20 protein-coding genes are annotated in these 20753 nt (G+C 69.2%); 7 read left to right on the top strand and 13 right to left on the bottom strand.

Going from position 1 to position 20753, the window contains the following annotated elements; genetic code table 11:
• Positions 1 to 39: 39 nt before the first annotated feature.
• From IB278_RS10590 to IB278_RS10540, 11 genes are all read right to left on the bottom strand, one after another.
• On the bottom strand, positions 40 to 1635 hold the full coding sequence (locus IB278_RS10590; protein WP_145742881.1) for an ABC transporter ATP-binding protein: 1596 nt from the start codon (positions 1633 to 1635) through the stop codon (positions 40 to 42).
• A 7-nt stretch (positions 1636 to 1642) separates the two neighbouring features.
• Positions 1643 to 2347 (bottom strand): cysteine hydrolase family protein, encoded by a 705-nt coding sequence (locus IB278_RS10585; RefSeq protein WP_192323393.1) that lies wholly within the window; start codon positions 2345 to 2347, stop codon positions 1643 to 1645.
• A 5-nt stretch (positions 2348 to 2352) separates the two neighbouring features.
• A complete protein-coding gene (locus IB278_RS10580; RefSeq protein WP_145742885.1) occupies positions 2353 to 3276 on the bottom strand; it encodes an ABC transporter permease in 924 nt (307 codons plus the stop codon).
• Positions 3273 to 4334: an ABC transporter permease gene (locus IB278_RS10575; RefSeq protein ID WP_192323392.1), complete on the bottom strand. Its 1062-nt coding sequence runs from the start codon at positions 4332 to 4334 to the stop codon at positions 3273 to 3275. Before IB278_RS10575 ends, IB278_RS10580 begins: the two co-directional genes overlap by 4 nt.
• Before the next feature lie 25 nt (positions 4335 to 4359).
• Complete coding sequence (locus IB278_RS10570; RefSeq protein WP_192323391.1) at positions 4360 to 5478, bottom strand: BMP family ABC transporter substrate-binding protein; 1119 nt, start codon at positions 5476 to 5478, stop codon at positions 4360 to 4362.
• A 48-nt stretch (positions 5479 to 5526) separates the two neighbouring features.
• Positions 5527 to 5907, bottom strand: a complete 381-nt coding sequence (hpxZ, locus tag IB278_RS10565) for an oxalurate catabolism protein HpxZ (protein WP_192323390.1) — start codon at positions 5905 to 5907, stop codon at positions 5527 to 5529.
• The gene (locus IB278_RS10560; RefSeq protein ID WP_192323389.1) at positions 5904 to 6737 is read right to left on the bottom strand and encodes an ABC transporter ATP-binding protein; all 834 of its coding nucleotides are present in this window, start codon (positions 6735 to 6737) and stop codon (positions 5904 to 5906) included. The genes hpxZ and IB278_RS10560 overlap by 4 nt, the downstream gene beginning before the upstream one ends.
• Before the next feature lie 123 nt (positions 6738 to 6860).
• Complete coding sequence (locus IB278_RS10555; protein ID WP_145742895.1) at positions 6861 to 7691, bottom strand: ABC transporter permease; 831 nt, start codon at positions 7689 to 7691, stop codon at positions 6861 to 6863.
• A 2-nt stretch (positions 7692 to 7693) separates the two neighbouring features.
• Positions 7694 to 8698, bottom strand: coding sequence for an ABC transporter substrate-binding protein (locus tag IB278_RS10550; protein ID WP_192323388.1), 1005 nt, complete (start codon positions 8696 to 8698; stop codon positions 7694 to 7696).
• A gap of 17 nt (positions 8699 to 8715) precedes the next feature.
• Positions 8716 to 10425: an allophanate hydrolase gene (gene atzF / locus IB278_RS10545; protein ID WP_192323387.1), complete on the bottom strand. Its 1710-nt coding sequence runs from the start codon at positions 10423 to 10425 to the stop codon at positions 8716 to 8718.
• 138 nt (positions 10426 to 10563) lie between these two features.
• Complete coding sequence (locus IB278_RS10540; protein ID WP_192323386.1) at positions 10564 to 11430, bottom strand: M48 family metallopeptidase; 867 nt, start codon at positions 11428 to 11430, stop codon at positions 10564 to 10566.
• 58 nt (positions 11431 to 11488) lie between these two features.
• On the opposite strand from IB278_RS10540, the gene IB278_RS10535 reads away from it, so the two are divergent.
• The 7 genes from IB278_RS10535 to IB278_RS10505 all read left to right on the top strand — a co-directional run bounded on the left by IB278_RS10535 (position 11489) and on the right by IB278_RS10505 (position 20121).
• Positions 11489 to 12874, top strand: a complete 1386-nt coding sequence (locus IB278_RS10535; protein WP_145742901.1) for an AmpG family muropeptide MFS transporter — start codon at positions 11489 to 11491, stop codon at positions 12872 to 12874.
• Positions 12875 to 13003: 129 nt separating this feature from the next.
• Positions 13004 to 14200, top strand: a complete 1197-nt coding sequence (locus IB278_RS10530) for a beta-ketoacyl-[acyl-carrier-protein] synthase family protein (protein ID WP_192323385.1) — start codon at positions 13004 to 13006, stop codon at positions 14198 to 14200.
• Positions 14201 to 14312: 112 nt separating this feature from the next.
• Positions 14313 to 15152 carry a beta-ketoacyl synthase chain length factor gene (locus IB278_RS10525; RefSeq protein ID WP_192323384.1) on the top strand — a complete coding sequence of 280 codons (840 nt, stop codon included), beginning with the start codon at positions 14313 to 14315 and terminating at the stop codon, positions 15150 to 15152.
• 6 nt (positions 15153 to 15158) lie between these two features.
• Positions 15159 to 16865, top strand: a complete 1707-nt coding sequence (locus IB278_RS10520) for an NAD(P)/FAD-dependent oxidoreductase (protein ID WP_145742904.1) — start codon at positions 15159 to 15161, stop codon at positions 16863 to 16865.
• Positions 16862 to 17584, top strand: a complete 723-nt coding sequence (locus tag IB278_RS10515; protein ID WP_012745423.1) for a response regulator transcription factor — start codon at positions 16862 to 16864, stop codon at positions 17582 to 17584. The genes IB278_RS10520 and IB278_RS10515 overlap by 4 nt, the downstream gene beginning before the upstream one ends.
• Positions 17585 to 17591: 7 nt before the next feature.
• On the top strand, positions 17592 to 18791 hold the full coding sequence (locus IB278_RS10510) for an ATP-binding protein (RefSeq protein ID WP_145742906.1): 1200 nt from the start codon (positions 17592 to 17594) through the stop codon (positions 18789 to 18791).
• 70 nt (positions 18792 to 18861) lie between these two features.
• Positions 18862 to 20121 (top strand): O-antigen ligase family protein, encoded by a 1260-nt coding sequence (locus IB278_RS10505; RefSeq protein WP_192323383.1) that lies wholly within the window; start codon positions 18862 to 18864, stop codon positions 20119 to 20121.
• On the opposite strand, the gene IB278_RS10500 is transcribed toward IB278_RS10505, so the two are convergent.
• Positions 20122 to 20544 carry an ABZJ_00895 family protein gene (locus IB278_RS10500; protein ID WP_145742909.1) on the bottom strand — a complete coding sequence of 141 codons (423 nt, stop codon included), beginning with the start codon at positions 20542 to 20544 and terminating at the stop codon, positions 20122 to 20124.
• Complete coding sequence (locus IB278_RS10495) at positions 20541 to 20750, bottom strand: zinc-finger domain-containing protein (protein ID WP_012745419.1); 210 nt, start codon at positions 20748 to 20750, stop codon at positions 20541 to 20543. The genes IB278_RS10500 and IB278_RS10495 overlap by 4 nt, the downstream gene beginning before the upstream one ends.
• Positions 20751 to 20753 lie beyond the last annotated feature (3 nt).

Raw genomic sequence — 20753 nt, 5'->3', positions numbered from 1 at the left:
GGGCGGCGATGTGCGGCCCAGCAAAAGCAGTCAGGTCACTCATGCCGCAGCCTTCAACGGCTCGTGATGCCCGCCACCCATGTGTGCCCCGATCACATGCCGCTCGGCGCCTTCAGCCGAAGTCTCGAAAACAATCCGCCCTTCGCTCATCACGACGATGCGGTCGGCCAGCTCGAGAAGCTCGTCGAGGTCCTCGCTGATCAGCAGCACCGCCCCGCCCTTTTCCCGCACCTGCACGATGCGCTCGTGGATCTCGGCCACGGCGGCAAAGTCGAGGCCGAACACGGGGTTGGCCGCGATCAGCACGTTGATGTCGCCGGCGAGTTCGCGCGCCAGCACCGCGCGCTGCACGTTGCCGCCAGACAGACTGCGGATCGGTGCGCCCTCGCCCTGCGTCTTCACGCCGTATTCGGCAATCCACTCGCGCGCCCGGTTGCGCCAGAACAGGAAGTTCAGCACGCCGCCGCGCGACAGCGGCGGCCGGTCGAAATCGCGCAGCGCCATGTTCTCCGCCACGCTGAGGTCACCCACGCAGGCGTTGCGCAGCGGCTCCTCGGGCAGGCTGCGGACCTTGAGGCTGCGGTTCTCTGCGCGGCGCGCGCTGTAGGGCTGGCCCATCACGCTCACCTTGCCGGCCAGCCGCGCGCGTTGCCCGACCAGCGCCTCGACCAGTTCGCGCTGCCCGTTGCCCGAGACGCCCGCCACGCCGAGGATCTCGCCGGCGCGCACCGACAGGCTCAGCCCGTGCAGCGCGAGCGTGCCGCGATCACCCTGCGCCTCGAGGCCTTCGACGTGCAAGGCGACGGGCGCCGCATCGGGCACCGGTTTTCTCGCGACAGGCGATGAAGCCGGCGCAGGCGCCGAAGCACCCTCGCCGCCCATCATCGCCTGCGCCAGCTGCGCCGGGTTCGTGTCCGCCACGCGGCAGTGGTGCACCGCCTTGCCACGGCGCAGCACCGTCACGCTGTCGGCATAGGCCATCACCTCGCGGAACTTGTGCGTGATGACAAGCACGGTGCACAGGCCGCTCTTCGCGAATTCGCGCACGTGGCCCAGCACCTCGTCGGCCTCCTGCGGCGTGAGCACCGAGGTCGGCTCGTCGAGGATCAGCAGGCGCGGCTTCAGATACAGCTGCTTGAGCAGTTCGAGCTTCTGCTTCTCGCCCGCCGCGAGTTCAGATGGCCGCACGTCGAGGTCGAGGCTGAAGGGCGTGGTCGCAAGAAATTCCTTGAGCTCCGCGCGCTTCGCCTTCCAGTCGATCAGCGCCGGCGTCTTGCCGCCCGCGAGCAGCAGGTTCTCGGCCACCGTCATGCCCGGCGCCAGCGTGAAGTGCTGGTAGACCATGCCGATGCCGAGTGCGCGCGCCACGATGGGGTTGGCAATGTCCTGCTCGCGCCCGTCGATCAGGATGCTGCCCTCTTCCGCACGCTGGAAGCCCGCCACGCATTTCACCAGCGTGCTCTTGCCCGCGCCGTTCTCGCCCAGCAGCGCATGCACCGTGCCGGGCTCGACGCGCATCGTCACACGGTCCATCGCGGTGAAGGCGCCGAAGCGCTTGGTCAGTTCGTAGGTGTCGAGCGCGAGCGCGCCGCTGCCCGCAGGCAGCGCGCCGATGGCATGGGGCGTGGCGGCCATGCGTTCGTCAGTCCAGTGCAGACAGCAGCGCCTGCGATGTGGCGTGCGCGCCGAACACGCCGCCCTGCATGGTGATCATCTTCAGCGCCGCCAGATGGTTGCCATGGTCGGTGGCGGCCGTGCAGTCCGAGAGCAGCAGGCATTCGAAGCCGCGGTCGTTGGCGTCGCGCATCGTGGTGTGCACGCACACGTCGGTGGTGATGCCCGCGAGGATCAGGTTCTCGATGCCGCGCGTGCGCAGGATCAGCTCCAGGTCGGTGGCATAGAACGAGCCCTTGCCGGGCTTGTCGATCACCACCTCGCCCGGCAGCGGCGCGAGTTCGGGAATGATCTCCCAGCCCGGCTCGCCGCGCACCAGGATGCGCCCGCACGGCCCGTCGTCGCCGATGCCCACGCCGTTGGCGCCGATCTGGCGCGAGCGCCAGCGCTTGTTGGCCGGCAGGTCCGCCAGGTCGGGCCGGTGGCCTTCGCGCGTATGGATGATGTGAAAGCCCAGCGGCCGCAGCGCCGAGAGCGTGCGCGCGATCGGCTGGATCGGCGCCTGCACCAGCGAGAGGTCGTAGCCCATCACGTCGACGTAGCCGCCCTTGCCGCAGAAGTCGGTCTGCATGTCGATCACGATGAGCGCGGTGTTGCCGGGCCGCAGCGCGCCGTTGTAGGGCCAGGCATAGGGCTCGGCAGCCACGTGGCGGGAAGATGGGGTGTTCGCCATGGGATTCAGCTCCTTGTCGATGAAAGTTCGCCCGGCGCGCCGGCAGCTGCCGTGCCGGGTCTGCAGGTCAGCACCAGGATCATCAGCGTGAGCACGTAAGGCACGGTGTTGAACAGGTGATAGCCCCAGCCGATGCCGATGGATTGCAGCGCCGGCCCGATGGCCCCCGCCCCGCCGAAGAGCAGCGCCGCACCCACGCAGCGCAGCGGGCTCCAGCGCGCGAAGATCACGAGCGCCACTGCGATCAGGCCCTGGCCGCTGGAGATGCCCTCGTTCCAGCTGCCCGGATAGAACAGCGTGAGCGATGCGCCGCCGAGCCCGGCGATGAAACCGCCGGCCGTGGTCGCCGCAATGCGCAGGCCCGAGACGGAGTAGCCGAGCGCGCGCGTCGCCTGCGCCGAGTCGCCGGCCATGCGCACCAGCAGGCCGGCCCGCGTGCGCGCAAAGCCCCACCAGAGCAGCACCGCCAATGCCACGCCGACAGGCACCAGCGCATTGAGCTGCAACGCCGAACGCACCACCGTGTTGTCGCTCCAGAAGCCCAGCGGTATCGCGGGGATCTGCGGCGCCTGCGGCTGGATCAGCGGCTTGCCAAGATAGAACGCGAGCCCCGTGCCGAGCAGCATCAGCGCGATGCCGGTCGCCACATCGTTCACGCGGTCGAGCGAGCACAGGAGGCCATGCAGCAGCGCGAGCGCCGCCCCCGCCACCGCGCCGATCAGCACGCCCAGCCAGGCGGAATCCGTGAGGTACGCACCGCCGAAGGCGGCCATGGCCGAGAGCACCAGCACGCCTTCGAGCCCGAGGTTGATGCGGCCCGACTTCTCGGTGAGGCATTCACCGAGGCTCACGAAGAGAAACGGCGCGCCCACGCGCAGCGCACCGCCGACGATGCCGGCTGCGAGCGCGATCCACTGGTCCGCGGTCATCGCACCGCCCCCGCGCCGCGCGGAACGCGCGCGCGCAGGGCGTTCCAGTCGACCATGCGCAACCCCTCGCTCGCAAGGATCAGCACAAAGGCCATGCCCTGCAGCACCAGCACCGAGGCATCGGGCAGCCCGAGCCGCCGCTGCAACAGGCTGCCCGCCGCACCGAAGCCGCCAAACAGGATCGCCACCGGCACGATGGCCACCGGGTTGTGCCGCGCGATGAACGACACCAGGATGCCCGCATAGCCGTAGCCCGCGATCAGCGAGGCATTGGCGTTGGTATGCACCGCCGCCACCTCGACCGCGCCCGCGAGCCCCGCGCAGGCGCCGCCGAGCCCGCAGGCCCCGAGGATGAGCCGCGTCGCCGGCAGCCCCACGAGCTGCGCGGTGCGCGGATTGCCGCCCACCACGCGTACCGAGAAGCCCGAGGCGGTGGCGCGCAGCCACCACCCGAGCGCCAGGCAGGCGACCACGCCGATCACGAAGCCCCAGTGCACGTCCGAGCCGCCGATGCCGCCGATCAGCAGCCCGTCGGCGAGCGCATGGGTCGATGGCTTGTTGAGACTCGCCGGATCGCGCAGCGGCCCTTCGACCAGGTGCTTGAAGATGCCGATGGCGATGTAGGCCAGCAGCAGGCTGCTGATGGTTTCGTTGATGCCGCGGTACTGGCGCAGCCAGCCCGCAAGGGCGATCCACAGCGCGCCGGCCAATGCGCCCGCGAGGCAGACCACCACCGTGCCCGCGGCATTGCCCGGCAGCGGCACCGCATGCGCGAGCGCGGCAGAGGCCAGGCCACCGAGCACCAGCGCGCCCTCTGCGCCGATGACGATCAGCCCCGCGCGCGCCGGCAGCGCCACGCACAGCGCGGTGAGCATCAGCGGCGCGGCGCGCTGCAGGGTGTTCTGCCAGGAGAACCAGTCGCCGAACGCGCCCTTGAAAAGCGTCGCCCAGACCTCCAGCGGATCGACGCCGGCAAAGGCCGCGAGCACGCCGAACAGCAGCAGCGCCGCCGCAATGGCGAACACCGGCAGCGCGAATTCCTTGAGCGCTTGGCGCATGGCGTGCGGGCCTGTGCTGCTGCGATCAGGCCTGGCCGATCACGCCTTCGACCAGGTAGTTCATCTTTTCGAGCTCCAGGTCGGTCTGCTTGAGCACCTTGCCGGCCGGCACCACGACCGCGCCCTTGTTGTCCTTGATGCCGTCCTTGAAGATGTCGAAGCTGCCCGCGATCATCTTCGCCTTGATCTCGTCGGCCTGCTTCTTCGCGGCGTCGGGCACCATCGGGCCGTAGGCCGACATCTTCACGTAGCCTTCCTTCAGGCCGCCGCGCAGGAAGTTCGGATGCGGCTTGCCGGCCTGCGCGGCCTCGATGGCGGTCTTGTAGGCCGTGAGCCAGTTCCATTCGGCACCGGTGAGGTACGCGTTGGGCGCGAGTTTGGCCTGGCTCGCGTGGTAGCCGCAGACCATCTTGCCGCGCTTGGCCGCCGTCTCCACCACCACCTTGGGGCCGTCGACGTGCATGGTGAAGACATCGCAGCCCTGGTCGGCCAGGCTGTTGGTGGCTTCGGCCTCCTTCACGGCCATCGACCAGTCGCCGGTGAAGATCACGCTGCAGGTGATGCCGGGCTTGACCGAGCGCGCACCCAGCGTGAAGGCGTTGATGTTGCGCAGCACCTGCGGGATCGGCTTGGCGGCGACGAAGGCGATCTTGTTGCTCTTCGTCATGTGCGCGGCGATCACGCCGTTCAGGAACTGGCACTCGTCGATGTAGCCGAAGAAGCTGCCCGCGTTCTTCGGGTGCTTGCCCTCGGTCCAGAGGCCGCCGCAGTGCGAGAAGCGCACGTCGGGATTTTTGGGCGCCATGGCCAGGATGTGCGGATCGAAGTAGCCGAACGAGGTGGGGAACAGGAGCTTGGCACCGTCCTGCGAGATCATGCCGGCCATGGTCTTCTGCACTGCGGCGGTCTCGGGCACGTTCTCTTCCTCGACCACCTTGATGCCGGGCAGCTTCTTGATTTCTGCGGCTGCCATGGCGTGCGCCTGGTTGTAGCCATAGTCGTCGCGCGCGCCGACGTAGATCACGCCGACGGTCAGCGGCTTGCCCTGCGCACTCGCAAGGGCGCTCCAGCCTCCGAGGGTGCCGGCGGCGCCCAGCGCGGCCAGGGACTTGAGGGAATCGCGGCGATTGATTTGGCTTGTCATGGCGTTCTTTCCAGAGGTTGAAGGGAGTGCAAAAAATGTGCCCCGCGCTCAGCCCGGCAGGCTCACGTGGGCGGCGACCACGCGCCAGCCGTCGGCCGTGCGCAGCCAGGTCTGGCTTTGTCGGCCGATAGCGGTGGCGCCTTCGCGCCGGAACTCGCAGTTGGCCGTGGCAAAGTCGCGGCCATAGGTGGTGATGACCGTGCGCAGCAGCTCGCGCGGCGGGCTCTGCACCCGCAGCGATGCGCGGAAGGCGCTGATGGCGGCATGGCCGTAGTGGTTCTCGGAGAAGCCGTAGCGCAGCGTGTGTGGGCTGTTCCAGAACAGCGCGTCGAGCACTTCGGGCTGGTTGGCCATGAGCGCTTCCTCGTAGCGCGCGAACACGGCCGTCACTTCGGCAAGCACCTCGGGGATGTTGATCTCGGGCGTCACCGGCGGACCTCGCGCTGGAAGATGTCGAGGCTGAGCTTCTTGGTTGCGACGAAGCTCTCGGTGCTCAGCGTCTCGACCGTGCGCGGGCGCGCGTCGCCATAGCGCAGGATCTCAGCCACCCGGGTGGGCCGCTTGGTCAGCAGCAGCACCTCGTCGGCAAGGTACACGGCCTCTTCGAGGTCGTGCGAGACCAGCAGCATGGTGGTGCCGGTCTGCATGAACACCTCCTGCAGCTTCTCGCGGATGAAGAGCGTCATCTCGAAGTCGAGCGCCGAAAAGGGCTCGTCGAGAAACAGCACCTCGGGCTTGGGCGCGAGCGCGCGCATGATCGATGCGGTCTGCTGCTGGCCGCCCGAAAGCTCGTACGGAAACCGCTTGAGATCGAACTTCACGTCGAACGACGCCACCAGCTCTTCCATGCGGCGGTCGACCTCGGCCTTGCTGCGCCCTTCGAGCTTCAGCGGGTAGGCGATGTTGTCGATGGTGCGCATCCACGGGAACATCGCCTCGCGGTAGTTCTGGAACACGTAGCCGATCTTGGCGTCCTTGCGCTGCTTTCCGTCGAACAGGATCTCGCCCGCATCGATGGGAACGAGCCCCGCGATCATGTTGATGAGCGTGGACTTGCCGCAGCCGTTGGGCCCGAACACCGAGACGATCCGGTGCTTGGGAATGTCGAGGTCGAAGTTCTCGTACAGCGGCCAGCCCGCGAAGTACTTGGTGAGGCCGCGGATGGTGATGTGCGTGCCGGCCGGGCCGGGATTGAAGACGGGCCTGGGCACGTCGGCATACACGGGGCCGTTCAACACGGTTTCAGTTGAAGCTCGCATGGTTGCGTTCCTGTTCCGGTTTGTGCGTGAGCTGCCGCGGAACCGGCTTCGCCGGCCCGCAGGCTGCGCCCCCTCGCAGGGGGGTGGCGGCTACGCGAAGCGAGCAAGCCTGGGGGTGGTCCATCATCTTCCGCTCCAGTGCACGATGCGACGCTCGGCAATGAGAAAGAGAATGTTCAGCGCATAGCCCAGCGCACCCGCGGCCAGAATCGCCGCATACATGCTCTTCACGTTGAGCACCTGCTGCGCATCGATGATCCGGTGGCCGAGGCCGGTGTCGGAGCCGATGAACATCTCGGCCACGATGACGATCACCAGCGCCATCGACACCGCCGAGCGCAGGCCCACGAAGCTGGGCTGCAGGCTTTCCCACACCAGCACGTCCTTGAAGATCTGCCAGCGCGAGGCGCCCATGACGCGCGCCGCCATCACGCGCTGCTTGCGCGCGTTGATCACGCCATAGGCGCTGTTGAACACCACGATCAGCAGCGCGCCGAACGCCGCGATGGCCACCTTGTTGACGTCCGACACCCCGAAGATCAGGAGGAACAGCGGGATCAGCGCGGACGATGGCGTGGAGCGGAAGAAGTCGATCAGGAACTCGACGCTGCGGTACGCGCGCTCATTGCTGCCGAGCAGCACGCCCAGCGGCACGCCGACCACCGCCGCAATCGCGAAGGCCTGCAGCGTGCGCCACACGGTCATCGCGAAGTCGGTGAGCAGCGGTCCGCCCGCGAGCCCCGTGATGAGCGCCGCGACCGTGTCGGCGGGCGTGGGCAGCAGGATCGGCTTGATGAAGCCGAGCCGCACCGCCAGGTCCCACACGATGAACAGCACCACGGGGCCGACGAAGGGCAGCAGCCGGTCGCGCAACGGGGGCTTCGGTGCCACCGCCGCCGCGCCGGCGGCCGGCGGTGTCCACGGCGCGGCCGTGGTCGTGCTTGCGTCGGCCATGGTCAGGCCTTGTAGAGCAGGCCGTCCACCGGCACCTTCTTCTCGAAGATGCCTTTCTCGGTGAACAGGTCGTAGAACTTCTGGAAATACGCGACGTCGCTCGGCTTGAACTCGTTGTAGAGCATGTACGAGGCGAGCGGCACTTCGGCCGTGAGGCTGCCTTCGATGGCGGTGTAGCCTTTCATGTGCTGGCGCGCGTCGTCGGGCTTGCTGCGCACCAGCTCCACGCCGCGTGCATAGGCGGCGATGTACTTCTTCGCCGCTTCGGGGTTCTTCTTGATGAACTCGCTGGTGAGGCTGGCCGCGCCGCCGTGCCAGGGCGCCATCGGATCGCCGAGGATGTATTTGGCGACCACGCCGGCCTCGAGGACGCGCGTGGTGCCGTTCATGCGGCCCACGGTGCCGGTGGGCTCGAGCGTGTAGCAGGCGTCGACCTGGCCCGCGACGAGCGCGGCCACGTGCTGGCCGATCGGAAGCTCGCTCACGGTGGCGCCCTTGGCGCCCGCGCGCTCCAGCATGGTCTTGCACAGGGTCACGTTCTGGATGCCGGGGCCGGACGCGATCTTCCTGCCGGCCAGCTCGGCCATGGTCTTGATCGGGCTGTCCTTGGCGACGATGAATTCGTCGAGCACGAACTTCGCGTTGCTCGGGTTGGTGCAGAAGATCTTGAAGAGCCCCGGCTGCGCGATCTCGCCGATGGCGAGGTTGGCCGAGCCCGTGCCGTTGGAGCTGCCGTCGCAGCGGCCCGCGAGCATGCCTTCCATGACCTGCTGCGCGCCCGCGAACTTGAGCGGCTCCACGTCGAGGCCGGCTTCCTTGAAGTAGCCGCGGTCGACCGCGGCAAAGAAAGGCAGGCCCGCGGCCACGGGCCAGAAGCCGATGCGGATCTTCGGCGCGGCTTGTGCGCGCACGATGGCGGGCGCGGCCAGCACGGCCAGCCCCGCGGCGCCGGCCTGCAGCAACTGGCGGCGCGACGCGGCGGCGGGCGATTTTTCAGGGATGCTCATGAAGACTCCTCGATCGGTCAGGTTGGAATGGCTTGGGAAGAGGCGGTCGTGCGGCTTGCGATGTAGGCACGCCAGCCACCGTGGTGGCTCACGTCTTCGGCGCCTGCGAGCGCATGGCCTTCGCAGATGAAGCCGTGCACCCAGCTGCCGTCTGCGAGCTCGACGCTGCCCAGGCCCAGCGGGGGCGGGATCAGGGCCAGGAAGCTGCCGACCTCGGCCACGGGCACGGACCACACTTCGAGCGCGATGGCTGCTCCGCCGGCCGTGCTGCGCTGCAGCCCCGGCTTGGGCGGCACGGTGCCCGGCAAGGCATGCAGGCGGTAGCGCGGCGAGGTGGTGGTGGCGCGCAGCAGCGTGGCGCCGCGTTCGGTGAGCTGGCCGTTGAGCGGCATGCCCGAGAGATGCGCGCCGACGACGGCGATGGGCATGGTCTGCACTGGCGAAGCGCCCAGGCCCGGAATGGAGCGCGGCTCGGGCAGCGGCAAGCCTGTGGCGCCCTGCGGCAGGCCGGTGGCGTGGTGATAGCGCTGGCCCAGCTCGGCCAGCGCAAGATCGCTGCCGCACGGGCCGATCAGCGTGATGCCGAAAGGCAGGCCGTCGGCGCGCAGCGAGCTCGGCACCGAGATCGCGGCGTAGTCCAGCAGGTTGACGAAGTTGGTGTACGCGCCGAGGTTGCGGTTGAGCACCACGGGGTCGGCGCGCATCTGTTCGCGCGTGTAGTGCGTGGGCGCGGTCGGCACCAGCAGCAGGTCGATGCCGCGCCACATCGGTTCGACCTGCTGTGCGATCGCGCGAAGCCTGGTCTGCGCCTCGAACACGTCGGCGGCGCTGTAGCCGCGGCCGCTTTCGAGGATGCCGCGCACCGGCTCGATCACTTCAGCGCCATGCGCATCGAAGAACCCGCGCACCGCCGCATAGCGCTCGGCCACGAGCGCGCTTTCGTAGAGCAGCGCGGCGGCCTCCGCCAGCGGCGCAAAGGGAATCGCCACGGCCGTGCCGCCGAGGGCGGCGAGCCGCACCTGTGCATCGCGAAAGGCCTCTTCGGCCGCGGCATCGCCGAAGAAGCTCGGCGTGTCGGGCACGCCGAAACGGAAGGCGGCTGGAAATGCCTCGCGGCGCAGCGCCACGTCCCTTGAATAGGGATCGCGTGCGTCGGGCCCGGCGGCCGCAAGAAGCACCTCGACGGCCAGGCCGACGGTGCGCGCAAAGATCGACACGCAGTCCGCGCTCTGGGCGGCCGGCACCACGCCGAAGGCGCTCAGCAGGCCGCGCGAGGGCTTGAGCCCGACGATGTTGTTGAGTCCGGCGGGCACGCGGCCCGAGCCGGCGGTGTCGGTGCCGAGTGCGAAGTCGGCCTCGCCGGCGGCCACCACGTAGGCCGATCCGGAGCTGGAGCCGCCCGAGACGTAGCGCGCATCGAAGGCATTGGGCACTTCGCCATACGGCGAGCGCGTACCGTTCAGGCCGCAGGCGAACTGGTCGAGGTTGGTCTTCCCGATCAGCGATGCACCGGCATCGAGCAGCTTCTGCACCACGGCCGAATGCTGCGCGGGCCGTCGGTCGAAGGCCGGACAGGCGGCCGTGGTGGGCACGCCGGCCACGTCGATGTTGTCCTTGACCGCGAAGCGAAGGCCGGCGAGGCGGCCTGCGCCCGCACCGGGCACAGGCCGGGGAAAGCGGGCAATCCACGCTGCGGCGGCCGATCCGTTTTCTTCATGCACCATCATCAGGCATCCAAACTTGTGTACAAGTCGAGATGCAAGCAATGTGCCAGGCGAAAACAGGCCGTAATGGATTTGCGACCTCTCCCGGCGGGAGAGGGAGTCAGACGCAGCCCTCTTTCAGAGGAAGAGGTGGCTCAGACCTCAGCTGCGCTTGGCTTCCCGGTAAAGCCCTTCGACCTTCGGCAGGTTGGCCTCGAGCTTCTGGATGCGGTCCGGACCGCTCGGGTGGGTCGATAGAAAGCTCAGGCCGCCCTGGTTCTTCGAGGCGGTGGCCATCTTGTTCCAGAGCGTGATCGAGGCCTTCGGGTCATAGCCCGCGCGCGCCGCGAGTTCGAGCCCGACGAGGTCGGCCTCGGTCTCGTCGCTGCGGCTGAACTTGAGGGTGAGCAGCTGCGTGCCGGCGCGCGCCGCCAGGTCGCCCATCTGGCCCAGGCCCAGCAGTTGCGCGCCGATGGAAAGCGCCGCGCCGGTGCCCGCGCTCTTGGCCATGCGGGCACGCGCATGCTCGCGCAGCGCATGGGCCATTTCGTGTCCCATCACCATGGCGACTTCATCGTCATTGAGCTTGAGCTGCTCGAGGATGCCGGTGAAGAAGGCGATCTTGCCGCCGGGCATGCAGAAGGCATTGATCTGCTTGCTGCCGATCAGGTTGACCTCCCACTTCCAGTCGCGCGCGCGCGAATTCCACGGCGTGGCAAAGGGAATCAGCCGGTTCGCGATGGTGCGCAGCCGCTGCAGCTGCGCATTGCCGTCGCCCGCGAGCGCACGCTTGGCGCGCGCCTGCTCGAGCAGCTGGCCGTACTGCTGCACGCCGGCGGCCTCGATCCGGTCGGCCGGCACGAGGTTGCGCGCCACCGAGGCATTGCCCACGTTCACCTGCGCCAGGGCCGGCCCGGCCAGCGCGGCGCCGGCCGCCGCGAGCAGGAAGGCCCGCCGCGGCTGCCAGGCCGAGGCGCGGGAAGCCGAAGAAGCCACGGAAGGAAGGAAGAGCTCGCATCGTGTGCACATGCGCGGATCATAGGAACAATTGCCGACAAAAAGACGGCTCGGCAGGCGGCGCGCGCTCATGGACAATCCGAAGCTCATGTCTGCCCAGCCCGCCGAAACCTCCACCGCCCCCTCCCTGCCCTGGCGCGATGCGCTGAAGGTCTACCTCGAGCCCGCCACGCTGCGCATGCTGGCGCTGGGCTTTTCCGCCGGCCTGCCGCTGCTGCTGGTGCTGGGCACGCTGAGCTTTCGCCTGCGCGAGGCGGGCATCGATCGCACCACCATCGGCTACCTGAGCTGGGTGGGCCTGGCCTATGGCTTCAAGTGGGTGTGGGCGCCGCTGGTCGACCGGCTGCCGCTGCCGCCGCTGACCACGCTGCTCGGGCGGCGGCGCGGCTGGCTGCTGCTGGCGCAGGGGATGGTGGTTGCGGGGCTGGTCGGCATGGCGCTCAACGATCCGCGCCAGGGCCTCGCGCCGCTGATCTGGTGCGCGCTGCTGGTGGCCTTCGGCTCGGCCACGCAGGACATCGCGCTGGACGCCTTCCGCATCGAGTCGGCCGAAACGCGCAAGCAGGCCGCGCTCGCCGCCGCCTATCAAACGGGCTACCGCCTGGCGATGATCTGGGCCGGCGCCGGCGTGCTGTGGGTGGCGGCCTGGGCCGAGGTGGCGCCGGCTGCGGCGGCCACGGGCGCGGCGGCCTACCAGAACGGCGCCTGGAAGACGGCCTACCTGGTGATGGCGGCCTCGATGGCGGTGGGCGTGCTCACCGTGCTGCTGTCGCCCGAGCCGGTGCGCCGCGTGCTGCCCAAGCCGAAGAACGCGGCCGAATGGCTGCAAGGCGTGCTGATCGAACCTTTTGCCGACTTCATCCGCCGCTACAAGTGGCAGGCCGCGCTGATCCTCTCGCTGATTGCCATCTACCGCATCAGCGACGTGGTGATGGGCATCATGGCCAACCCCTTCTACGTGGACATGGGCTTCACCAAGGACGAAGTGGCCACCGTCAGCAAGATCTACGGGGTGGTCATGACCCTGGCCGGCGCCTTCGTGGGCGGCGTGCTGTCGATGCGCCTGGGCGTGATGCGCGTGCTGATGCTGGGCGCGGTGCTCAGCGCCGCGAGCAACCTGCTCTTCGCCTGGCTGGCCTCGCGCGGGCACGACCTGACGGCGCTGATCGCGGTGGTGTCGGCCGACAACCTGGCCGGCGGCATTGCCTCGGCGGCCTTCATCGCCTACCTGTCGAGCCTCACGAACATCAGCTATTCGGCCACGCAGTACGCCTTGTTCAGCTCGCTGATGCTGCTGCTGCCCAAGTTCATTGCCGGCTATTCGGGCGCTTTTGTCGACGCCCACGGCTACGCTCAGTTCTTCACCGCCACCGCCCTGCTGGGCCTGCCAGTGCTGCTGCTGGTGGCGCTGGCCGCCCGCATCACCACCACCAAGGCGCCGGCCGGGCGTCAATAGGGCACGGGCCCTATAGGAAAACAGCTGACGCTGCGGGGCCCGCGCAACTGGTAGGCTGTCACTTTCCGGTTACCTCCGCTTCGCTCCCAGAGCGATCATTCATCTTCCGCCTGCCAACCCACAAGCAACGTGCCGCCCCGCATTTCTCCCCTTCAGATCAGCGCCTACACGGCCACTTCGGCCGTCGGCGTCGGCAAGGAGCCGCTCGCCGAGGCGCTCGAGCATTCGCGCAGCGGCCTGCGCGCCAACGATTTCGGCGATGCGCCGCTGCCCACCTGGATCGGCCGCGTCGACGGGCTCGAGGACATCCGCCTGCCCGAGGCGCTGGCCTCGTGGGACTGCCGCAACAACCGGCTGGCCTGGCTGGGCCTGCATGCGGACGGCTTTCCCGAGGCCGTGGCGGCCGCGCGGGCCAGGTACGGCCCCTCGCGCATCGCGCTGATCCTCGGCACCTCGACCTCCAGCATCGGCGAAACCGAGCTGGCCTACACCCAGCTCGACGCCGACGGCCTCTTTCCCATGGACCAGCGCCGTGCGGCCGTGCACACGCCGCACTCGCTGGCCATGTTCGTGCAGCAGGTGCTCGGGCTCACCGGGCCGAGCGAGACGATTTCCACCGCCTGCTCGTCGAGCGCCAAGGTGTTCGCCTCGGCCGAGCGGCTGATCCGCCTCGGCCTGGCCGATGCCGCCGTGGTCGGCGGGGTCGACACGTTGTGCGGCAGCGTGCTGTTCGGCTTCAACTCGCTCGAACTGGTGTCGAGCGAGCCGTGCCGGCCGTTCGACGCGAGCCGCAAGGGCATCAGCCTGGGCGAGGCGGCCGGCTTCGCGCTGGTGGAACGCGTGCAGGACGACCCGGCCGCGCCGCTGCGGCTCCTGGGCTACGGCGAAGCCAGCGATGCGCACCATATGTCGACGCCGCACCCCGAAGGGCTGGGCGCCGAACGCGCGCTCGACGAGGCGCTGGCGCGCGCGGGCCTCGCGCCCGAGGCGATCGACTACATCAACATGCACGGCACCGCGAGCCAGAAGAACGACGAGGTCGAAGGCGCGCTGGTGGCGCGGCGCTTTCCGGCGCGCACCCACGCCAGCTCGACCAAGGGCTTCATGGGCCACACGCTGGGCGCGGCGGGCATCGTCGAATCGGTGATCAGCCTGCTCGCGATCGAGCGCGGCCTGATGCCGGGCACGGTCAACACGAACCAGCTCGACGAAGGCTTCGGGCCGCAGATCAGGCTCGAACCCGCGCATGGCGAGGTGCGCTACGCGCTGACCAATTCCTTCGGCTTCGGCGGCAACAACTGCTCGCTGGTGTTCGGCAAAAAATGAAGCTCGCCCCCAGGCTCCGCGCACTTCGTGTCGCTCCTCCCTCCCCCTACCGGGGGCAACACCGGTGGCCCGGCAAAGCCGGTTCCACGGTGTTTCGCGAAGAATCCCCCCAATGACAGCCCGCATGAGCGTTCCCACGCCCCCGACCCTCTACATCGAAGGCCCGGCCTTCTGGACGCCCACCCTGCCGGGCTGGGACGCCGCGCGCGCCGCTTTCCGCGGCGAAGGCGGGCTCGCCGATCCGCCGGCCAAGCGGCCGTCGCCGCAGGTGCTGGCACCGGCCGAGCGCCGCCGCGCGCCCGACACCGTGGCGCTGGCGCTCGAAGTGGCCGCCGCGTCGATGGCGGGCGCGGGCCGCAACGCGGCCGACGTGCCCTGCGTGTTCGTCTCGGCGCATGGCGACCTGTCGATCAACGACTACATGTGCAGCACGCTGGCCACCGATCCCACGGTGCTGTCGCCCACGCGCTTTCACAACTCGGTGCACAACGCGGCCGTGGGCTACTGGACCATCGGCACCGGCTGCATGGCGGCCAGCAACTCGGTCTCGGCCTACGAGAACAGCTTTGCCGCCGGCCTGCTCGAAGCGGCCGTGCAATGCGCGGCCGACCAGTCACCGGTGCTGCTGGTGGGCTACGACACGCCCACGGTGGGCCCGCTGACTTCGGTGACCGACAGCCAGGGCCTGCTGGCCGTGGCGCTGGTGATCGCGCCCGAGCGCACGGAACGCACCGTGGCCGCGCTCGATTGGTCGGTGCAGGACAACGGCGGCAGCACCGTGCCGGCGCCGCTTTCCGATGCCGCGAAAACGCTGGCGCACATCAACCCGATGGCCCATGCGCTCGGCCTGTTCGAAGCGCTGGCGCGGCTGGAAGACGATCCGCCGCCCATCGGCCTGCCGCTTTCTTCCACCCTGTCGCTGCGGCTGCAGCTGCGGCAGGTCCGGGACTGAAGTTCCATGACCGGCACTGCGCAACGATGTGACGCAGTGATCATGGGCGGCGGGCTCGCGGGCCTCACCTTGGCGCTGCAGCTGAAGCAGCGCTTCCAGGACCTCGACGTGCTGGTGCTGGAGCGGCGCAGGCACCCGGTGCCGCATGCGGCGCACAAGGTGGGCGAGTCTTCGGTCGAGATCGGCGCGCACTACTTCGACACGGTGCTCGGCCTCAAGCCCCACATGGACGGCGCGCAGCTGCGCAAGTTCGGCTTCCGCTTCTTCTTCAGCGAGGGCCGGCGCGACATCGACCAGGTCACCGAGATCGGGGCCAGCCGCTACCTGGCGGTGCCCAGCTACCAGATCGACCGCGGCATCTTCGAGAACTACCTGGCCGAGGAGGCCGTGCGGCGCGGCGTGCGCTTCGACGATGCCGCGCTGGTGCGCCGCGTCGACCTGGCCTCCGACGCCGAGGCACCGCACCGCCTCGAATGGACGCGCGGCAGCCAAACCCACAGCGCCGAGGCGCGCTGGCTGGTCGATGCCTGCGGCCGCGCCGGCCTGCTCAAGCGCAAGCTGGGCCTGGCCGAGGCCAACGCGCACGACGTCAACGCCGTGTGGTTCCGCATCGGCGAGCGCATTGCCATCGACGAGTGGAGCGACAGCACCGCCTGGCGCGAACGCTGCGATCCACAGGCGCGCTGGCTCTCGACCAACCACCTGGTGGGCGCGGGCTACTGGGCCTGGCTGATTCCGCTGGCCTCGGGCTCGCATTCGGTGGGCATCGTGGCCGACCCGAAGCTGCATCCGCTCGACACCATCGACACCTTCGAGAAGGCGATGCGGTGGTTCGCCACCTACCAGCCGCGGCTGTACGACGCGCTCGACGGCAAGCGGCACCTGCTGCAGGACTTCGCGTTCCTCAAGCACTTCTCGCATGGCTGCAGGCAGGTGTTCTCGGGCCAGCGGTGGGCCCTGACGGGCGAGGCCGGGCTGTTCCTCGACCCCTTCTATTCGCCGGGCAGCGACTTCATCGCGATCAGCAACACCTACATCACCGACCTGGTGGCGCACGACCGCGCGGGCCGCTCGGTGGAAGCCCGCGCGCAGCTCTACGACCAGATCTACCACTCGTTCTACGACAGCACGCTGGCGCTCTACCAGGACCAGTACCCGCTGTTCGGCGACCCCGAGGTGCTGCCGGTGAAGGTGATCTGGGACTACGCCTACTACTGGGGCGTGCTGTCGCAGATCTTCTTCCAGCAGCGGCTCACCGACCTGATGCTGCTGGGCAGCCTGAAGGACGAGCTGCAGCATTGCCAGCGCCTGAACCTCGCGGTGCAGCAGCTGCTGCGCGCATGGTCCGCCGCCAGCGCCAGGCGCAACACCCCGGTGATGCTCGACCAGGCCGCCATGCCCTGGTTCGCCGAGCTCAACCGCAGCCTGAAGGATCCGCGGCTGGGCGACGCCGAGTTCAGGGCGCGCATCCGGGCCTCGGCCGCGCAGCTGCGCCAGCTGGCCGGCGAGATCCTCGCGCGCGCGCAGGCAGACAATGCGGACCTGCGCGGCTGCGGCCTGCCCGCGCTGCTCGCGGAAAACATCGCCGGCCTGCCCGCCGGCGCGCAAGACGGCGCTATGCTTTTCGCAGCACTTCCGGAGGACAGCCGGAAGCCGCGTTTACCCAACTTTACGGAGCGTTCAAGCCCCGTTGCCCCCGGTGCACGACCATGAAGCGCATGAGTACCCCCCAGCTCCTGATGATCGAAGACGATGCCCGCCTGGCACAGATGGTGGGCGAATACCTGACGCAGTCGGGTTTCCTCTTCACGCATGCCGGCGACGGCGCCAGCGGCCTCGAGCAGCTGCAGCAGCACGCGCCCGACCTCGTGATCCTCGACCTGATGCTGCCCGACACCGACGGCCTGGAGATCTGCCGCCGCATCCGCTCGCTGCCGCCTCCGGCTTCCAAGGTGTCGGTGCTGATGCTCACCGCCAAGGGCGATCCGATGGACCGCATCATCGGCCTGGAGATCGGCGCCGACGACTACCTGCCCAAGCCCTTCGAGCCGCGCGAGCTGCTCGCGCGCATCCGCGCGGTGCTGCGCCGGCGCAGCGAGAACAATGCCGACACCGAAGCCAGCACGGTGATGCGCTTCGGCACGCTCGAGATCGACCGCAACGCGCGCACCGTGTCGGTGGGCGGCGCGCTGGCCGACCTCACCTCCTACCAGTTCGACCTCCTGGTGGCCATGGCCGAGCGCGCCGGCCGTGTGCTCACGCGCGACCAGATCATGGAGGCCGTGCGCGGCCGCGAGCTCGAGGCCTTCGACCGTTCGATCGACGTGCACATGGGCCGCATCCGCGCCGCCATCGAGGTCGATGCCAAGAACCCCAAGCGCATCCTCACCGTGCGCGGCGTGGGCTACGTGTTCGCCAAGCAGCAGGACTGACCGGCCGATGCTGCGCGGCCTGTACTCCCGCCACCTCTACGTGCGCATCTGGCTCGCGGTGGTGGGCGGCGTCGTCATCCTCACGCTGATGGCCAACTGGATCGTGCGCGAGGCGGCCGAGGCCGAGCGCGAACGGCTGGCGCCGGTGCCGCGCAACGTGGTGGTGCTCGATGCGCAGGACCGCACCATCGGCAGCGGCAAGGCGCTGCGCGTGCCGGGCCAGGGGCTGGAGTTCGACGTGACGCTCAGCGACGGCAAGGCCATCACGCTGCGCGTGGCGCCGCGCGACCGGCCCTCGGGCACCGGCGGGTTCGCGCCCTGGCGCACGCCGTTCGGGCTGGGCTGGATGATTGCGCTGGTGGGCATGGCGGTGGCGCTGGGCGTGTATCCGATCGTGCGGCGGCTCACCCAGCGACTGGAGGCGCTGCAGCGCGGCGTGCAGCGCTGGGGCGAGGGCGATCTCTCGGTGCGCGTGACCGAAGAAGGGCAGGACGAAGTGGCTGATCTCTCCAAACGTTTCAACGCGTCGGCCGAGCGCATCGAACAGCTGGTGCGTTCGCACAAGTCGCTGCTGGCCAACGCATCGCACGAGCTGCGCTCGCCGCTCACCCGCATCCGCATGGGCCTGGAGCTGATGGGCGAACGCCCGAGCCCCAAGGCGCGCGAGGAAATCTCGCGCAACATCGGCGAGCTCGACCAGCTCATCGACGAGATCCTGCTGGCCAGCCGGCTCGACGCGAGCGAGGCCGACATGGGCACCATCGAGGCCGTCGACCTCACGGGGCTCGCGGCCGAGGAATGCTCGCAGGTGAATGCCGAGCTCGACCTGGTAGCAGGCACCGACAACGCCAGGCTCACCGTGCCCGGCGTCCCTCGCCTGTTGCGCCGCGCGATCCGCAACCTGCTCGAGAACGCGCGCCGCTACGGCGCCGGCGAGATCAGTGTGGAGCTCGGCAGCGCCAACGGCTTTGCCACCGTGCGCGTCACCGACCGCGGCCCGGGCGTGCCGCCGGCCCTGCGCGAACGCATCTTCGAGCCCTTCTACCGGCTGCCCGGCGCCAGCGAGCGCAACGGCGGCGTCGGCCTCGGGCTCGCGCTGGTGAAGTCGATCGCCGAGCGGCATGGCGGCAGCGTGCGCTGCGAAGACGGCCCGGAGGGCGGCGCGAGCTTCGTGATCCGCCTGCCGGCGAGCGCACCCGCGCACTGAACCCGCGCCCCGGGGGTGCGCCGGGGCAAGTCAGGCTGGGTCCGCCGGCCCCACCTAAAATCCCGCCCCTATGCAGAGATCGCACATCGTCAGGCCCGCGGCCATGTTCTGGGGGCTGGTGGTGTTCATGCCCGTCGGCGTCACCTACCTTTCGGCCCTGCTGCTGCTCGCCACCATGCTGCTGGCCGGCGGGCTGCGCGAGCGCTTCGCGCGGCTGCGCGCCAATCCGCTGTGGTGGCCGCTGGTGGCGTACCTGGCCTGGACCTTCATCGTGCTGGCCATCGGCCCGCACTACCCCGAGACCGGCTCGAACCTGTTCCATGGCCTGCGCATCGGCCTCACCATCCTGATGGCGATGGCGCTCGCGCGCGAGGAAGCGGTCTGGGCGCTGCGCGGCTTCCTGCTGATCGCGGCGCTGAACATCCTGCTGGTCGTTGCCTATTACGCCATCGGCTTTCCGATCTGGGCGCCGCTGCGCGCGGTGGTCATGGAAGTGGGCAACAAGTCGATCAGCAATGCGCTGCTGTTCAGCGTGGTGGCGTCCACGGCGGCCGTCTGGGGCATTGCGCAGATCGCCGCGCACCGGCCGCTGCGCGCCATTCCCGCCTTCGTGCTGATGCTCGGGCTGGGGCTGGTGGTGGCGCTGCCGCTGACCTCGCGCACCTCGGTGCTCGCGCTGCTGCTGGTGATCCCGGTGGTGTGCATCCACCAGTGGCGCAGCCACCTGAAGATGCTGGTGAGCGCGCTGGTGCTGGGCGCCGTGGTGCTGGCGGCGGGGCTCTACCAGCTGCCGCAGCTGCAGCACAAGGTCGAGACCGGCGTGGAAGAAATCGAGAAGGCGCAGGCCGGCGAGATCTTCAAGGGCAGCTGGGTCATCCGCTACTACATGTACCGCGACACCGGCCGCATGATCGCCGACCGGCCGCTCGCCGGCTGGGGCATCGGCGGCTGGACCGACCAGTGGCACAAGCGCGGACCGGCGCTCTTCGCCGACTCGAACATGCCGCACAACGACTTCCTCTGGGTCGGCGCGCAGGGCGGGCTGCCGGCCTTGCTGAGCCTGCTGGCCATCATGGCGGGCGCCGTCTGGCAGGCATGGAAACGGCCCGACATCGCGGGGCGCTATGCGCTGGCGGCCACGCTGATCGCGCTGATCGCGTCGAGCGTGAACTCTGCCGTGCGCGACGCCCAGATCGGGCTCGCGCTGCTGTGGATCGCGATGGTCTACCTGCGGCTCGCGCAGGAGCCGCGGGACACGCAGCCCTGGCGCGACCTCTGGCCGACGCGCCGCATCGCGGCGGCGCTCGACGTCCCGCCGCAATCCCGATAGCTATCTGCGGCTATTGCTGCTGCGTTTGGCTTCAGCGGCCGCGAACTGCCGGCCCGCCATGCCGACGAAAAAGTAGATCACCGCGGCGTGCAGCGCGCCCACGAAAAGCAGCACCAGCAGCATCGGCCCCAGTTGCAGGACCGAGGCACCGGCCGCCAGCGCCGCCGCCACCGAGACCGCGGCCTGGATTGCCAGGTCGATCGCGATCATGCCGAGCACGGCGCGGGTCTTTTCATCGCGCGCGAGGTACCGGCCGTTCTTCTTGCCGAAGGCCAGGCACACCCACATCACGGCGCCCAGCAGCGCGGCCGTATTGACGCCCGCGTTGGCCTTGACGCCGAACATGTTCAGCGCCAGGCCCAGGATGAGCAGCAGGAGCAGGTAGGCGGCGCCGAAGCGCCCGAGCAGGCCGCGAACGGTCAATGCCGCGACGACACCGTCTCGCCCGCCTTCAGGCGGTAGACGGTGCCGCAGTACGGGCACTTGGCTTCACCGGTGCGCGCCACGTCCAGGTAGACCTTGGGATGGGTGTCCCAGAGCTTCATGTCGGCCTTGGGGCTGGGGCAGAACACGCCGCCCTGATGGTTGAGCTCCCTGGCCAGGAGTTCGACGACTGCGTTGGTAGGCATGGT

The organism is Variovorax sp. VRV01, from assembly GCF_014852545.1.
Classification (GTDB): Bacteria; Pseudomonadota; Gammaproteobacteria; order Burkholderiales; family Burkholderiaceae_C; genus Variovorax; species Variovorax beijingensis_A.
Note: the sequence above shows the minus strand (reverse complement) of the source record. Positions and strands in the feature narration are given on the sequence as shown.

Excerpts from the sequence above, each read along its gene's own strand:
- IB278_RS10590 (WP_145742881.1), bottom strand. The coding sequence starts at position 1,635 with ATGGCCGCCACGCCCCATGCCATCGGCGCGCTGCCTGCGGGCAGCGGC.
- IB278_RS10520 (WP_145742904.1), top strand. The coding sequence starts at position 15,159 with ATGACCGGCACTGCGCAACGATGTGACGCAGTGATCATGGGCGGCGGG.
- IB278_RS10555 (WP_145742895.1), bottom strand. The coding sequence starts at position 7,691 with ATGGCCGACGCAAGCACGACCACGGCCGCGCCGTGGACACCGCCGGCC.
- IB278_RS10515 (WP_012745423.1), top strand. The coding sequence starts at position 16,862 with ATGAAGCGCATGAGTACCCCCCAGCTCCTGATGATCGAAGACGATGCC.
- IB278_RS10505 (WP_192323383.1), top strand. The coding sequence starts at position 18,862 with ATGCAGAGATCGCACATCGTCAGGCCCGCGGCCATGTTCTGGGGGCTG.
- IB278_RS10495 (WP_012745419.1), bottom strand. The coding sequence starts at position 20,750 with ATGCCTACCAACGCAGTCGTCGAACTCCTGGCCAGGGAGCTCAACCAT.
- IB278_RS10540 (WP_192323386.1), bottom strand. The coding sequence starts at position 11,430 with ATGTGCACACGATGCGAGCTCTTCCTTCCTTCCGTGGCTTCTTCGGCT.
- IB278_RS10585 (WP_192323393.1), bottom strand. The coding sequence starts at position 2,347 with ATGGCGAACACCCCATCTTCCCGCCACGTGGCTGCCGAGCCCTATGCC.
- IB278_RS10580 (WP_145742885.1), bottom strand. The coding sequence starts at position 3,276 with ATGACCGCGGACCAGTGGATCGCGCTCGCAGCCGGCATCGTCGGCGGT.
- IB278_RS10525 (WP_192323384.1), top strand. The coding sequence starts at position 14,313 with ATGACAGCCCGCATGAGCGTTCCCACGCCCCCGACCCTCTACATCGAA.
- IB278_RS10535 (WP_145742901.1), top strand. The coding sequence starts at position 11,489 with ATGGACAATCCGAAGCTCATGTCTGCCCAGCCCGCCGAAACCTCCACC.
- atzF (WP_192323387.1), bottom strand. The coding sequence starts at position 10,425 with ATGATGGTGCATGAAGAAAACGGATCGGCCGCCGCAGCGTGGATTGCC.
- IB278_RS10550 (WP_192323388.1), bottom strand. The coding sequence starts at position 8,698 with ATGAGCATCCCTGAAAAATCGCCCGCCGCCGCGTCGCGCCGCCAGTTG.
- IB278_RS10570 (WP_192323391.1), bottom strand. The coding sequence starts at position 5,478 with ATGACAAGCCAAATCAATCGCCGCGATTCCCTCAAGTCCCTGGCCGCG.
- IB278_RS10510 (WP_145742906.1), top strand. The coding sequence starts at position 17,592 with ATGCTGCGCGGCCTGTACTCCCGCCACCTCTACGTGCGCATCTGGCTC.
- IB278_RS10575 (WP_192323392.1), bottom strand. The coding sequence starts at position 4,334 with ATGCGCCAAGCGCTCAAGGAATTCGCGCTGCCGGTGTTCGCCATTGCG.
- IB278_RS10560 (WP_192323389.1), bottom strand. The coding sequence starts at position 6,737 with ATGCGAGCTTCAACTGAAACCGTGTTGAACGGCCCCGTGTATGCCGAC.